The following is a 12857-nucleotide window of genomic DNA, read 5'->3' on the forward strand; positions in this document are numbered from 1 at the left end:
GCTCAGCCGTCGTCGATCTGCTTGGCGATAATGGCGATCGCCTGCTGGTAGACGCTCGCCGCGTTCCAGCCCTTGATGGCTCCAAAATTGGCCTGCCCCGGCTGGTAGCCGGCACCACGGCGCCAGCCATGCGCGCGCAGGAAGTTTGCTGTCGACGCCAGAGCGTCGGCGCGCGAACGCACCAGATCGAGGCGGCCATTGCCGTCCCCGTCGGCGCCGTAGCGAAGCACGCTGCCGGGCAGGAACTGCGTCTGGCCGAGTTCGCCGTGCTTGGCGCCGGTCGTGCTCGCCGAGATCACCCCGCGATCCACAAGCGTCAACGCCGCCATCAGGTGGCCGGTGAAGAAGTCCGAACGTCGGCAATCATAGGCAAGCGTCGCGGTTGCCGAGAGCAGGTTGGAGTTGCCGAGGAACTTGCCGAAGGCGGTCTCCATGCCCCAGATCGCGATCAGCGGCCCGGCCGGCACGCCGTAGCGCTGCTCGAGATTCGCGAACAGCTTGGCATGCTGCTTCTTGAGGCGCTTGCCCTGGCTCGCGATCGTCGACGCGCCGCGCACCTGCATGAACTTCTTCAGCGAATATTTGAAGCTTTTCTGACCGCGGTCGGCGCGGATCGTCGCCGTCGCGTAGCGCGTGCCCTGCAGCGCCGACAGGCCGCGCTGGCCGATTCCGCGGGAGCGCGCTTCCGCCGTCATCTGCTGCTTCCAGGCTTCGAACCCGCCGGCATTGTTGCCGCATTGCGCGGCCCAGGCCGCCCCGCTTCCGAAGGTGCTCGCGGCCACGACCGCCGCCAGCAGCAAGCCTTTCGACCTCAACGCCATGAGATTCTCCCGTTGCCTGTTTCGACCAGCGTTTGGCCGCCCCGCATCGTTCGGATTTCAGGTGCGAGGCGACGTGCAAGTCAAATGAAAGTATGGAGCTAGTTTCAAAACAAGTCTATTCTTGGGCCGGTTAACGGGGGGTTGCACGAATGCCGGACGTCGATGTGGTGATCGTCGGCGCCGGATCGGCTGGTCTTGCGGCTGCCAGGGCACTCCAGGCGCGGGGGGTGTCATTCCGCGTCCTCGAGGCGATGGACCGCATCGGCGGCCGCGCCTGGACCTCGAACGAAGATTTCGGCATCCCTTTCGACATAGGTTGCGCCTGGCTGCATGCTGCCGACCGCAATCCCTACTACGACGATGCGCGCGCTGCCGGCTGGACGCTGTTCCACCACGACATGAACATTGACCACCTCTACTACGGCAAGCGCAAGGCGAGCGAGGAAGAGGAAGCCCAGATGAAGGCGGCCGAGGCGTCGCTGTCGGCGCTGCTCGAAAGCCACAGCTCGGACGATGACCGGCTTTCATCGCTGCTGGCCAAGGGCCATGCCGTGCGCGCGGCCGCCACCTTTTCGGGGCCGATGGATTTCGGCAAGGATGATGACGAGATCTCGATTGCCGATTTCCGCGCCGCCGCCGACCTCGATCCGAACTATTTCACCAGGGAGGGCTTTGGCGCACTCGTGGCCCGTTTCGGCACCGCCGTCCCGGTCGAACTTTCGACCCCCGTGCGGCGCATCGGCTGGCACGGTCCGGGCGTGGCGGTGGAGACCGATCGCGGCACAATCCGCGCCGCCGCGGCCATCCTGACCTGCTCGCCGGCGGTGCTGGCCTATGGCGAGATCGCGTTCACGCCCGACCTCCCGGCCGAGTACGAGGAAGCCGTCTTCGACCTTCCGATGGGCATGCTCACCAAGATTCCGGTCGAGATCAAAGGAGAGCGCTTTGGCCTGTCGCCATTCGATGATCTGCTGATCGAGCGCCATGCCCGCCATGACCTTTACTTCCTGTGTTTCCCGTTCGATAGCGACCTGCTCGTCGGCTTCATCGGCGGCGACTTCGCCTGGGAAATGTCGGTTGCCGGCGAGGCGGCCGGCATCGACTTCGTCGCCGACCGGTTGTGCGACATTTTCGGCAATGACGTCCGCAAGCGCATCGGCCGCGCCATGATGACCGATTGGGGCGCCGAACGTTTCGTGCGCGGCGCCTACGCCGCGGCCCGACCCGGCAAGGCGAAAGCCCGTGCGACCCTGGGGCAGCCGATCGCAGAACGGCTCTATTTCGCCGGCGAGCATCTGGCCGGGCCACTGATCCAGACCTGCGGCGGCGCGCGGCTCTCCGGTGAAGCCGTGGCGCAAGACGTGGTGGCGGCGCTCAAGCGAACGTGATCGGCTGGAGGCGGCGTCATCTGCAATCTCTATGCTACTTGTCCGATGAAACCGGACGATTGGCATCGATGATATGGACCCGTTGAGTGACCTCCTCGACCTGATCGAACTGCGCGGTGCGCTTTATTTCCGCACCTCGTTCACGCCCCCCTGGTCGGTGGCTGTCCCGCCCCTGCGCCGGGCGGCCCGATTTCACCTCGCCGTCCAGGGCCGGTGCTGGGTCGCCGTCGGCGACAAGGCGACGGCACAGCTTGACCCCGGCGATCTCGTCATCATTCCCAACGGCGCCGGCCATGTCCTGAGCGACCGCGAGGGCGCTGAACCAGTCGCACTGGACAGCGTCGTGAAGAAGTCCGGCTTTTCTGGCGACGGCGTGCTGGTGTTCGGTGGCGACGATCCGGTGGCCCGGCCGACACAACTCGTCTGCGGCCATTTCACTTTCGCCGAGGAAACCCGTCATCCGCTGTTCGAAGCCCTGCCGGACATGCTGGTCGTCACGGCCGAGATGCGGGCTCAGAACAGCTGGCTCGACGACATCATGCGGCTGATTGCGCGGCGCATGTTCTCTGGCGCGCCCGGCAGCGCCGCCTCGGTCAAGCGCCTGTCCGAAGCGATGTTCGTCGAGGCGCTGAAAGCATGCGCGGGCCAGGCCGTCGCGCTCGAGGGTGTCGTCGGAGCGCTGACCGATCCGCGCATCTCGCGTTCGCTGGCGCTGATGCACCGTGCACCGGAGGCCGAATGGACCATCGAAAAGATCGCCGGCGAAATCGGCATGTCGCGCAGCCGCTTCGCCGAGCTCTTCAACGCCATGATGGGCTGCGCGCCGATGTCCTATCTCGCCGAACTGCGCCTGCAGAAAGCAATGTCGCTGCTGAAGCGCTCGCCCGAGCCGGTACAGCGCGTGGCTGCGATCGTCGGTTACCGTTCGCCGGCTGCCTTCGCGCGCGCCTTTGCCGAGCGTTACGGGCTGACGCCGAGCCAGGTCAGGCGCGACGGCGCCGCTATGCAGATCGTCTGAAAGATCGTGCGCGGATGCCGGATATCGGGCATAGAGATTGCTTGTCGTCCGTTCTTTGCTGGAAGTTGCGGTCGCGGCCTCGCCGCGTCCCAACAACCAAGGAGTATTCGCATGTCCCTCAAGATTCTCGCCGGAGCGCTGGCGCTGTCGGCCCTCCTCGGCGCCGCGCCGGCTTTTGCCGCCGACGAACTCAATGTCGTGCCCGGCCTTTCGATCGCCGGTGCGCCGCTTGCCGTCCATGGCTACGATCCCGTCGCCTATTTCACCGAAGGCAAGCCCATGCGCGGGTCCGACAGTCTCGTGCATGTCCATGACGGCGCGGCCTACCGCTTCGCCAATGCCGAGCATCTGGCAATGTTTGAGGCCGACCCGGCGAAATACCTGCCGCAATATGGCGGTTTCTGCGCCTATGGCGTCTCGGTCGGCAAGAAATTCGACGGCGATCCCAACTTCTGGAAGGTCGCCGACGGCAGGCTCTACCTGAACCTCAACGAGGAGATCAGCGACACCTTCAACAAGGACGTCGCCGGCGCTATCGAAAAGGCCGACCGCAACTGGACCGACATTCGCGGCAAGGCGGCCGGGGAACTCTGACGCCAGGGCCGGCAGCCGTGCCACACGGCGGCCGGCCCTCCCATCGCGTCCTCCAGCGCTTTTGCTTGACTCTTCTGCCGCTTTCCTGTCTATCCGGCGCAAATTCCGCGACGAGTGACAACTCCGAGCAGCCGACCGGGACGAACGCCCACAAAGGGCGAACAGCGATCCCGGAGGTCAACACCCGGCAGCGCGATGCGCCCCCGGGTGCTTTTGGCTTTGGGCTCCGGTTTCACAACAGCCGCGGACGCATTACCTCTCTGGGCGGTAACGACCGGAGAAAGAAGGACGGACGATGTTTGAATCGCTGCAGGAACGCCTTGGCTCGATCCTGAACGGCCTCACCGGCCGCGGCGCGCTGTCGGAGGCCGACGTCTCGGCTGCGCTGCGCGAGGTGCGCCGCGCGCTGATCGAGGCCGACGTGGCGCTCGAGGTCGTGCGCTCCTTCACCGACCGCGTGCGCGAGAAAGCCGTCGGCGCCGAGGTCCTGAAGTCGATCAAGCCCGGACAGATGGTGGTCAAGATCGTCCATGACGAGCTCGTCGCCACGCTCGGCTCCGAAGGCGAAACCATCGACCTCAACGCGCCGGCTCCCGTGGTCGTCATGATGGTCGGCCTGCAGGGCTCGGGCAAGACCACCACCACCGGCAAGATCGCCAAACGGCTCACCGAGCGCCAGGGCAAGAAGGTGCTGATGGCGTCGCTCGATACGCGCCGCCCGGCCGCGCAGGAGCAGTTGCGCCAGATCGGCGAGCAGGTGAGCGTCGCCACCCTGCCGGTCATCGCCGGCCAGTCGCCGGTCGACATCGCCAGGCGCGCCGTCCAGGCCGGCAAGCTCGGTGGCCACGACGTCGTCATCCTCGATACCGCCGGCCGCACCCATATCGACGAGCCGCTGATGATCGAGATGGCCGACATCCGCAAGGTGTCGGACCCGCACGAGATCCTGCTGGTCGCCGATTCTCTCACCGGCCAGGACGCCGTCAACCTCGCCCGCTCCTTCGACGAGCGCGTCGGGCTCACCGGGCTGGTGCTCACCCGCATGGATGGCGACGGCCGTGGCGGCGCGGCGCTTTCCATGCGCGCCGTCACCGGCAAGCCGGTCAAGCTGATCGGCACCGGCGAGAAGATGGACGCGCTGGAGGAGTTTCATCCCAAGCGCATCGCCGACCGCATCCTCGGCATGGGCGACATCGTCAGCCTCGTCGAGAAGGCTGCCGAGACCATCGACGCGGAAAAGGCCGCGGCGATGGCGAAGAAGATGCAGTCGGGCAAGTTCGACCTGAACGATCTCGCCGACCAGCTGCGCCAGATGCAGAAGATGGGCGGAATGGGCGGCATCATGGGTTTGATGCCCGGCATGGGCAAGATGAAGGACCAGCTCGCTGCCGCCGGGCTCGACGACAAGATGTTCGGACGCCAGCTCGCCATCATCTCGTCGATGACGAAGAAGGAGCGGGCCAATCCCGATATCCTGAAGCACAGCCGCAAGAAACGCATCGCCGCCGGCTCCGGCACCAGCGCGGCCGACATCAACAAGCTTCTGAAGATGCACCGCCAGATGGCCGACATGATGAAGGCCATGGGCGGCAAGGGCAAAGGCGCCGGCATGATGCAGAAGATGATGGGCGGCATGGCCTCGAAGATGGGGCTTGGTGGCCTCGGAGGCATGGGCGGCATGCCCGACCTGTCCAAGATGGACCCCAAGCAGATCGAGCAGCTGAAGAAGCAGGCAGAAGCTGCAGGTCTTGGCCAGGGCGGCGGTCTTCCCGGCCTGCCCGGTGGCGGTGGATTGCCGGGCATGCCGGGCGGCCCGCGATTGCCCGGCATAGGTGGCGGCGGCCTTCCGGGCTTGCCGAAGAAGAAATGAGCGGGGGAGCGCCAGTGACCACGATGTCCGATGCCGAGAAGGCGCGCGCGATCCTCGCCGGCTATCGCGCCTCGATAGACAACATCGACGCCGCTCTGATCCACATGCTGGCCGAGCGGTTCCGCTGCACCAAGGCGGTCGGCGTGCTCAAGGCCGAGCACGGCCTGCCGCCCGCCGACGCGACGCGCGAGGCCGAGCAGATCGCCCGCCTGCGCCAGCTTGCCCGCGACGCCCAGCTCGACCCCGATTTCGCGGAGAAGTTTCTGAACTTCATCGTGCGCGAAGTGATCCGCCACCATGAAATGATTGCCCGGGAAGGCGGCACAAACGCCGCCCCCGGCATCGAGAATGCCGGCTGATGCCGGCCGCACCCATCAGTGAGACATCAGGAGAAATGAAATGGCACTGAAGATCAGACTGGCCCGCGCGGGCTCCAAGAAGCGCCCCTATTATCATGTCGTGATCGCCGACGTGCGCAGCCCGCGCGACGGCCGCTTCATCGAACAGGTCGGTTCGTGGAACCCGACCCTGCCCAGGGACGGCGACCGCGTGAAGCTCAACGAGGAGCGCATCAAGCACTGGCTCGACAACGGCGCCCAGCCGACCGACCGCGTGCTGCGTTTCCTCGACGCCGCCGGCCTCGCCAAGCGTCCCGCCCGCAACAACCCGCAAAAGGCCGAGCCGGGCAAGAAGGCGCAGGAGCGCCTGGCCCTGATCAAGCAGGCCGAGGAAGAACTGGCCGCCAAGCTGGCCGAGGAAAAGGCCGCGGTCGAGGAGGCTGCCGCTGCGCCGGCCGAGGAAGCGCCTGCCGAAGAGCCGGCAGCGGAAAACAAGGAAGAGACGACGTCCTGATCGTTTCGGACGTTTCCGGGCATCTCGAACGGCGGGCATGGGCCCGCCGTTCGCATTTTGCGCCGTCCGGCTGAAGAATCCTCTGGACCCGCGCCGCATCGTTGAGGCAATCTGGTAGGACCAGATTGCCGGCACATGCGCCGGCCTTCCCGAGGGAGGAATTCATGAACGTCCAGCCGGCCGCCGCGACGGGCGCCGTCACGCCATTCGATCAGGCGCGCCTTGATGCTCTGATGGAGGAAGCGGGCATCGACGTCTTGCTCGCGACATCGAAGCACAACGTCCAGTACCTGCTCGGCGGCTATCGCTACATCTTCTTCCACGCCATGGAGGCGATTGGCCACAGCCGCTACCTGCCGGTTGTCGTCTACCAAAAGGGCCGCCCCGGCAACGCCGCCTATGTCGGCAACCGCATGGAGGGCATGGAGCAGCAGGTCAACCCGTTCTGGACGCCGAAGGTGCGCACGACCTGCTGGGGAACGGTCGACGCGGCGGCGGAAGCGATCGATCACGTTAAGGCGCTGGGCCAGGCCGGCGCCCGCATCGGCATCGAGCCGCCCTTCCTGCCGTCCGATGCCGCCGATGCATTGCGTTCTGGCCTCGAGGGCGCGCGTTTCGTCGACGCCACCTCGGTTCTGGAGCGCCTTCGTGCGATCAAGACCCCGGCCGAGCTCGACAGGCTGCGCAAGGCGTCGGAGCTCATCACCGATTCCATGCAGGCGGTTTTTGCCGGCCACGGCGAGGGGGCCAGCAAGGCCGAACTGGTCGACGCGCTGCGCCGCGAGGAGACCGAACGTGGCCTGCAGTTCGAATATTGCCTGATCACCGTCGGCGCGAGCCACAATCGCGCCGTCTCACCGCAAACCTGGCGAAAGGGTGAAGTGCTCTCCCTCGATTCCGGCGGCAACTATCACGGCTATATCGGTGACCTGTGTCGCATGGGCGTGCTCGGCGAGCCCGATTCCGAACTTCGCGACCTGCTCGAAGAGGTCGAGACGGTGCAGCAGGCGGCGTTCTCGAAGATTCGCGCCGGCGCCACTGGCGCCGACATGATCGCGCACGCCGACGGCGTTCTGAAATCCCTGCCCAACGCCGCCTGCAACGACTTCTTCGCTCATGGCATGGGGCTTATCAGCCACGAGGCGCCGTTCCTGATGACCAACCATCCGGTGGCCTATGAAGGCGTGGACGCCGACAGGCCGCTTGAAGCCAACATGGTGATCTCGGTCGAGACGACCATGCTGCACCCGTCGCGCGGCTTCATCAAGCTGGAGGACACGGTGGCCGTGACCGAAGACGGTTTCGAACTGATCGGCGATCGCGGCCGCGGCTGGAACCGCGGCCGGGACTGACCTTCTGGGAAAGGACCCGCCATCCGGAGGCCTGATCAGGCCGCCTGCTTCTTGGGCGTGATCAGTCCGCGCGCGATCAGGAGTTCCGCGATCTGCACCGCGTTGAGAGCCGCGCCCTTGCGCAGATTGTCGGCAACGACCCACATGCTGAGGCCGTTTTCGATCGTCACATCCTCGCGGATGCGTGAAATGTAGGTCGCGTCCTCGCCCGCCGATTCCAGCGGGGTGACGTAGCCGCCATCCTCGTGCTTGTCGACGACCAGGCAGCCCGGCGCCTCGCGCAGGATCTCGCGCGCCTCTTCGGCCGTGATCGGCCTTTCGAACTCGACATTCACCGCCTCGGAATGGCCGATGAAGACCGGCACGCGCACGCAGGTTGCGGTCAGCTTGATCTTGGGATCGACCATCTTCTTGATCTCGGCCACCATCTTCCACTCTTCCTTGGTGGAGCCGTCCTCCATGAAGACGTCGCAGTGCGGGATGACGTTGAAGGCGATGCGCTTGGTAAACTTCTTCGCCTCGACCGGGTCGGCCACAAAGACCGCGCGCGTCTGCTCGAAAAGTTCGTCCATGCCTTCCTTGCCGGCGCCGGACACCGACTGGTAGGTGGCGACGACGACGCGCTTGATCCCGGCCGCATCATGTAGCGGCTTCAGCGCCACCACGAGCTGGGCGGTCGAGCAATTGGGGTTGGCGATGATGTTCTTCTTCGTAAAGCCGTCGACCGCATTGGGATTCACTTCCGGCACGATCAGCGGCACCTCGGCGTCGTAGCGCCATGCCGAGGAATTGTCGATGACGACGCAGCCCTGCCTGCCGATGCGCGGCGAAAACTCCTTCGACACGTTGCCGCCAGCCGACATCAGGCAGATGTCGGTATCGGAGAAGTCGTAATTGTCGAGCGCCTTCACCTTCAGCGTCCGGTCGCCATAGGAAACCTCGGTACCCACCGAGCGCCGCGACGCCAGCGGCACGATCTCGTCGGCCGGAAAGCCGCGCTCCTCGAGAATGTTGAGCATTTCGCGGCCGACATTCCCGGTAGCGCCGGCGACTGCAATCTTGAAACCCATTTCGATTGTCTCCTGTGCCTCCCCGTCCTTTTCAGGAACCCGCCGGCCACCGCGGGCGCTTCCCCGGCCAGACCCGGGGAGGGCGGAAAGGCCGAGAAAGGTCAGACCGTCGTCGCGGTCGTTTTGGCCCGGGTTTTCGAGGTGAAGCACAGAGCGCGCAAGGAGATGACGCCGGTGGCGACACCGGCCTCAGACATCTGTCGGGCTGCCGAAACAGGGCTGCTCATGACGTGCTCCGCAAAACGCATCGCTTCTACCCGTTCTGCCCGCAGAGTCAATCGCACGTGCGGCGGCGATCACCCTCAATTCATTTGACGGTAGGCGGTGGCGGCCTAGGTTCCACGCGGGCGGAACCTGAAAGGAGACAAGCACATGCGTTCCATCTCCCGCAGGCTGATCATCGCGGCTGGCGCTGCTGGCGCTTTCGCCCTGGCTGCCGGCTATCCGGCGCTCGCCCATCATGGCTGGTCGTGGACCGAGGACGGCTTCTTCCAGCTCGAAGGCGTCATTGCCGGCGTCTATGTCGGCAATCCGCACGCCACGCTTGATGTCGATGTCGAAGGCGAGATCTGGCGGGTCGAACTGGCGCCGCCGTCGCGCACCATCGCGGCCGGCTTCACCGAGGATGTCGCCAGGGCGGGCGACGAGGTGACCGCGATCGGCAACCGCTCGCTCGACTCCAACGAGAGGCGCATGAAGGCGGTCCGCATCATCGTCAACGGCCAGACCTACGACGTCTACCCGAACCGCGCGCCGTCCTGAGCTGACGCCCCCTTGGATCTCCTGATCTGGATCGAGGGATTGCCGCCGGTGGCCGCGCTCAAGCGGTCTTTCGTCGCTTATCCGCTGGTCAACGCAACGCACATCCTGTCGATAGGCGTCCTGATCACCACCGTGGCGCTGATGGACCTGCGCCTGCTCGGTTTCCTGCGCGAATTCGACACGAAGGATTTCGTGCGCCGGCTGCACGGTTTCGCACTCGCCGGCTTTGCAGGCGCGGCGGCGACCGGCCTTGCCATGTTCACCATCCGCGCCAGCGAATATGTGGCCAACCCCGCCTTTCTGCTCAAGCTGGTCGTGATCCTCGCCGCCGGGCTGAACATGCTGCTGCTCCGACGGCAGCTCGCCTCGTCCCGGTCGGCGTACAGCAACCCCGGCGCGACCGTCCGCGCACAGGCCGCACTGTCGCTCATGCTCTGGCTCGGCGTCCTGATTTGCGGCCGGTTCATCGGCTTTCTCTGATCAGGCGGTCCAAAAACCGTTCAAACGTGCACGATCCCGGCTAAGGTGGCGTGGCAAGACAGACGGGAGGGACGCATGACCGGCGACAGGCAGGACATGATCGACATCAAGTCGGAAACGTCGGCCGTGGTGACCTCCATCCTCGTTGCTGCCGGCGACCGCGTCGGTAACGGGCAACTGCTCGCCACCACCGAACTCATGAAGATGCGGCAGGAGTTCCATGCGCCGGCTGGCGGCCTGATAGACGCTGTCAACGCGCGCGAAGGTGACATCCTCGAGCCGGGCACCATACTCGTTCGCCTGCGGCGGACCGAGGAGAACACGGACAGTCAGGGCGGGACGGCTTCGGCTGAAATCTCAACACCGCGCCTGCTCGAGGACATCGTCGACAAGCACGCGGCCCTGGAAGATAGCGCCCGGTCCGAGGCTGTCGCGCGCCGACAGGCCAAGGGCATGCGCACCGCCCGCGCCAATCTCGCCGATCTGGTCGACCCCGGCAGCTTCGTTGAATATGGCGCACTCGCAGTGGCGGCGCAGCGGCGCAAGTTCGCGATCGAGACGCTGCGCGAAAAATCGCCCGCCGACGGCATCATCACAGGCATCGGCACGGTCAATGCGGGGCTCTTCGGCGAGGTGGCCTCTGCATGCGCCGTCATGGCGGTCGACTACACCGTCATGGCCGGCACACAGGGCTACTTCCACCACAAGAAGATCGATCGCCTGCTCGGCGTCCTGCGTGACGACCCGATCCCGCTGGTGGTCTTCGCAGAAGGCGGTGGAGGCCGGCCCAACGATGTCGATCTTTCCGACATCAGCTTTTCCGGCCTCGACGTGCCGAGTTTCTACCGTTTCGCCCAGCTTTCGGGTCGCGCACCACGGGTCGCGATCGTTGCCGGCCGCTGCTTTGCCGGCAACGCCGCCTTCGCCGGTTGCGCCGATCTCGTCATCATGACCCGCGACGCCAATCTCGGCATGGGCGGCCCGGCCATGATCGAAGGCGGCGGCCTGGGTCGTTTCGAGCCCGAATCGATCGGGGCGGCAGAAGCGCAATGGAAGAACGGCGTCGCCGATCTTCTGGTCGAGGACGAGGCGGCAGCCGTCGCGGTGGCCAAGAAATATCTCGGCTACTTCCAGGGCCAACTGGCCGAGTGGACGACGTCCGACCAAGACCATCTGCGCGTCGCCGTGCCGGAGGACCGCCAACTCGCCTACGACATCCGCAAGGTGATCGAAACGCTCGCCGACAGCGGTTCGGTGCTCGAAATGCGCGCCGGCTTCGGCCCCGGCATGGTGACGGCGCTGATCCGCATTGCCGGCAAGCCGCTCGGGCTGATCGCCAACAACCCGCTGCATCTCGGCGGGGCGATCGACCCCGAGGCCTGCGACAAGGCCGCCCGCTTCCTGCAGCTTTGCGACGCATTCGGTCTGCCGATGCTGTCACTGTGCGACACACCCGGCTTCATGGTCGGACCAGAGATCGAGGCCCAGGCCCAGGTCCGCCACACCGGCCGGCTCTTCCTCGCCGGCGCGAATTTCCGCGGCGCTTTTTGCACGGTCATCCTGCGCAAGGGCTACGGCCTCGGCGCGCAGGCAATGGCCGGCGGCAGCTTCCATCGCTCGCGCTTCACGGTCTCATGGCCGACAGGCGAAGTCGGCGCCATGGGACTTGAGGGTGCGGTGCGGTTGGGCGCCCGCACCGAACTGGCCGCAATCGAAGATGAAGACAAGCGCAAGGCGCTCTTCGACAAGCTGGTCGCCCGTGCCTATGAACGCGGCAAGGCGGCCAACGCCGCGAGCCTGGTCGAATTCGACGCGGTCATCGATCCCGCGGAGACCCGCCGCTGGGTACTCCGCGCCCTTTCTTCGCCAGGAAGGGCTGGTTCCGGGCCGGCTCCGCGCTTCATCGATGCCTGGTAACCGCGACCCGCGACGTTGACATCCCGCCTGCGGGGCGGAAACTGGCGCCCGACATTGGCGACCATGGGCAGCAGGCATGCGTGGGGAAGTGCTCTATTTCGACGCCGAACGCGGCATCGGCTTCATCAACGGCGATGACGGCAACCGCTATCACTTCGCCAGCGCCGACCTTGCGACGCCCTCCCGCCCCGTCAAGGGCGTCGCCGTCGAATTCACCACCGAGGGCAACCGCGCGCACGAGGTGATCGTGACCGGGGGCGCGGGGGCGCCGGCCGCGCCGGCACATGTCGCCGCGCCGATCGATGGCGAGGTCGCAGCCGATGCACCCCAACAAGGCCGGCGCTCGCTGTTCGGTCACTTCCTTGCCTGCGTGACCGGCAACTATCTGCGCTTTTCCGGCCGCGCGCCGCGCCGCGAGTATTGGGGTTTTGCCCTGTTCATGTTCCTGTTTCTGGTCGTCGCCATCTTCGGCGGGCTGATCGTCGACGCCATGGTCGGCAATCTCGACAGCGACGAACCCGTTCTCACCATCGGCCTGACGAGCGTCCTGCTTTTGGCGCTCATCCTGCCGTCGCTTTCAGTGACGATCCGCCGGCTGCACGATATCGGCCTGTCGGGATGGTTCATCCTGCTCGGCTTCATCCCGACCGTCGGCAACCTCATCATCCTCGTCTTCTGCCTGATCCCCTCGCAGAAGAACGACAACCGGTGGGGTCCGGTCCCGTCCTGAGCG

Annotated in this window: 14 protein-coding genes; 11 read left to right on the forward strand and 3 right to left on the reverse strand. The window is 65.8% G+C overall.

Translation table 11 applies throughout. From position 1 onward, the window contains the following. Window positions 1-2 precede the first annotated feature (2 nt). Window positions 3-821, reverse strand: coding sequence for a lytic murein transglycosylase (locus tag FQ775_RS18680; protein ID WP_146300445.1), 819 nt, complete (start codon window positions 819-821; stop codon window positions 3-5). Between the two features lie 149 nt (window positions 822-970). Between FQ775_RS18680 and FQ775_RS18685 the strand changes: the two genes are divergently transcribed. The 7 genes from FQ775_RS18685 (at window position 971) to FQ775_RS18715 (ending at window position 7895) form a co-directional block, all read left to right on the forward strand. Then, the gene (locus FQ775_RS18685; protein WP_146300446.1) at window positions 971-2209 is read left to right on the forward strand and encodes a flavin monoamine oxidase family protein; all 1239 of its coding nucleotides are present in this window, start codon (window positions 971-973) and stop codon (window positions 2207-2209) included. A gap of 82 nt (window positions 2210-2291) precedes the next feature. Next, the gene (locus tag FQ775_RS18690) at window positions 2292-3227 is read left to right on the forward strand and encodes an AraC family transcriptional regulator (protein ID WP_206064777.1); all 936 of its coding nucleotides are present in this window, start codon (window positions 2292-2294) and stop codon (window positions 3225-3227) included. A gap of 111 nt (window positions 3228-3338) precedes the next feature. Then, entirely contained in the window at window positions 3339-3821 is a 483-nt protein-coding gene (locus FQ775_RS18695; protein ID WP_146300448.1) for a YHS domain-containing (seleno)protein, read from the forward strand. A gap of 295 nt (window positions 3822-4116) precedes the next feature. Then, complete coding sequence (gene ffh / locus FQ775_RS18700; protein WP_146300449.1) at window positions 4117-5691, forward strand: signal recognition particle protein; 1575 nt, start codon at window positions 4117-4119, stop codon at window positions 5689-5691. 23 nt (window positions 5692-5714) lie between these two features. Then, window positions 5715-6050 (forward strand): chorismate mutase, encoded by a 336-nt coding sequence (locus FQ775_RS18705; RefSeq protein ID WP_146302010.1) that lies wholly within the window; start codon window positions 5715-5717, stop codon window positions 6048-6050. 40 nt (window positions 6051-6090) lie between these two features. Next, window positions 6091-6543 (forward strand): 30S ribosomal protein S16, encoded by a 453-nt coding sequence (gene rpsP, locus FQ775_RS18710; RefSeq protein ID WP_146300450.1) that lies wholly within the window; start codon window positions 6091-6093, stop codon window positions 6541-6543. A 164-nt stretch (window positions 6544-6707) separates the two neighbouring features. Next, window positions 6708-7895, forward strand: a complete 1188-nt coding sequence (locus FQ775_RS18715; protein WP_146300451.1) for a M24 family metallopeptidase — start codon at window positions 6708-6710, stop codon at window positions 7893-7895. Window positions 7896-7930: 35 nt separating this feature from the next. Here the strand turns inward: FQ775_RS18715 and FQ775_RS18720 are convergent, their stop codons facing one another. Both FQ775_RS18720 and FQ775_RS24130 read right to left on the reverse strand, forming a co-directional pair. Beyond that, window positions 7931-8965, reverse strand: coding sequence for an aspartate-semialdehyde dehydrogenase (locus FQ775_RS18720; protein WP_146300452.1), 1035 nt, complete (start codon window positions 8963-8965; stop codon window positions 7931-7933). Window positions 8966-9066: 101 nt separating this feature from the next. Further along, window positions 9067-9192 (reverse strand): hypothetical protein, encoded by a 126-nt coding sequence (locus tag FQ775_RS24130; protein WP_256378194.1) that lies wholly within the window; start codon window positions 9190-9192, stop codon window positions 9067-9069. 145 nt (window positions 9193-9337) lie between these two features. On the opposite strand from FQ775_RS24130, the gene FQ775_RS18725 reads away from it, so the two are divergent. From FQ775_RS18725 to FQ775_RS18740, 4 genes are all read left to right on the forward strand, one after another. Continuing rightward, window positions 9338-9727, forward strand: coding sequence for a DUF6152 family protein (locus FQ775_RS18725; protein WP_146300453.1), 390 nt, complete (start codon window positions 9338-9340; stop codon window positions 9725-9727). A 12-nt stretch (window positions 9728-9739) separates the two neighbouring features. Further along, complete coding sequence (locus FQ775_RS18730) at window positions 9740-10207, forward strand: DUF6644 family protein (RefSeq protein ID WP_146300454.1); 468 nt, start codon at window positions 9740-9742, stop codon at window positions 10205-10207. A gap of 75 nt (window positions 10208-10282) precedes the next feature. Then, the gene (locus tag FQ775_RS18735; protein WP_146300455.1) at window positions 10283-12124 is read left to right on the forward strand and encodes a carboxyl transferase domain-containing protein; all 1842 of its coding nucleotides are present in this window, start codon (window positions 10283-10285) and stop codon (window positions 12122-12124) included. A gap of 76 nt (window positions 12125-12200) precedes the next feature. Then, entirely contained in the window at window positions 12201-12854 is a 654-nt protein-coding gene (locus tag FQ775_RS18740) for a DUF805 domain-containing protein (RefSeq protein ID WP_146300456.1), read from the forward strand. Window positions 12855-12857 lie beyond the last annotated feature (3 nt).

It is taken from the genome of Nitratireductor mangrovi, from assembly GCF_007922615.2.
Lineage (GTDB): Bacteria > Pseudomonadota > Alphaproteobacteria > Rhizobiales > Rhizobiaceae > Mangrovimarina > Mangrovimarina mangrovi.

Bases quoted from the DNA above. Each gene is read 5' to 3' on its own strand.
- FQ775_RS18680 (WP_146300445.1), bottom strand. From the start codon at position 821: ATGGCGTTGAGGTCGAAAGGCTTGCTGCTGGCGGCGGTCGTGGCCGCG.
- FQ775_RS18685 (WP_146300446.1), top strand. From the start codon at position 971: ATGCCGGACGTCGATGTGGTGATCGTCGGCGCCGGATCGGCTGGTCTT.
- FQ775_RS18695 (WP_146300448.1), top strand. From the start codon at position 3,339: ATGTCCCTCAAGATTCTCGCCGGAGCGCTGGCGCTGTCGGCCCTCCTC.
- ffh (WP_146300449.1), top strand. From the start codon at position 4,117: ATGTTTGAATCGCTGCAGGAACGCCTTGGCTCGATCCTGAACGGCCTC.
- FQ775_RS18705 (WP_146302010.1), top strand. From the start codon at position 5,715: ATGTCCGATGCCGAGAAGGCGCGCGCGATCCTCGCCGGCTATCGCGCC.
- rpsP (WP_146300450.1), top strand. From the start codon at position 6,091: ATGGCACTGAAGATCAGACTGGCCCGCGCGGGCTCCAAGAAGCGCCCC.
- FQ775_RS18715 (WP_146300451.1), top strand. From the start codon at position 6,708: ATGAACGTCCAGCCGGCCGCCGCGACGGGCGCCGTCACGCCATTCGAT.
- FQ775_RS18720 (WP_146300452.1), bottom strand. From the start codon at position 8,965: ATGGGTTTCAAGATTGCAGTCGCCGGCGCTACCGGGAATGTCGGCCGC.
- FQ775_RS24130 (WP_256378194.1), bottom strand. From the start codon at position 9,192: ATGAGCAGCCCTGTTTCGGCAGCCCGACAGATGTCTGAGGCCGGTGTC.
- FQ775_RS18725 (WP_146300453.1), top strand. From the start codon at position 9,338: ATGCGTTCCATCTCCCGCAGGCTGATCATCGCGGCTGGCGCTGCTGGC.
- FQ775_RS18735 (WP_146300455.1), top strand. From the start codon at position 10,283: ATGACCGGCGACAGGCAGGACATGATCGACATCAAGTCGGAAACGTCG.
- FQ775_RS18740 (WP_146300456.1), top strand. From the start codon at position 12,201: ATGCGTGGGGAAGTGCTCTATTTCGACGCCGAACGCGGCATCGGCTTC.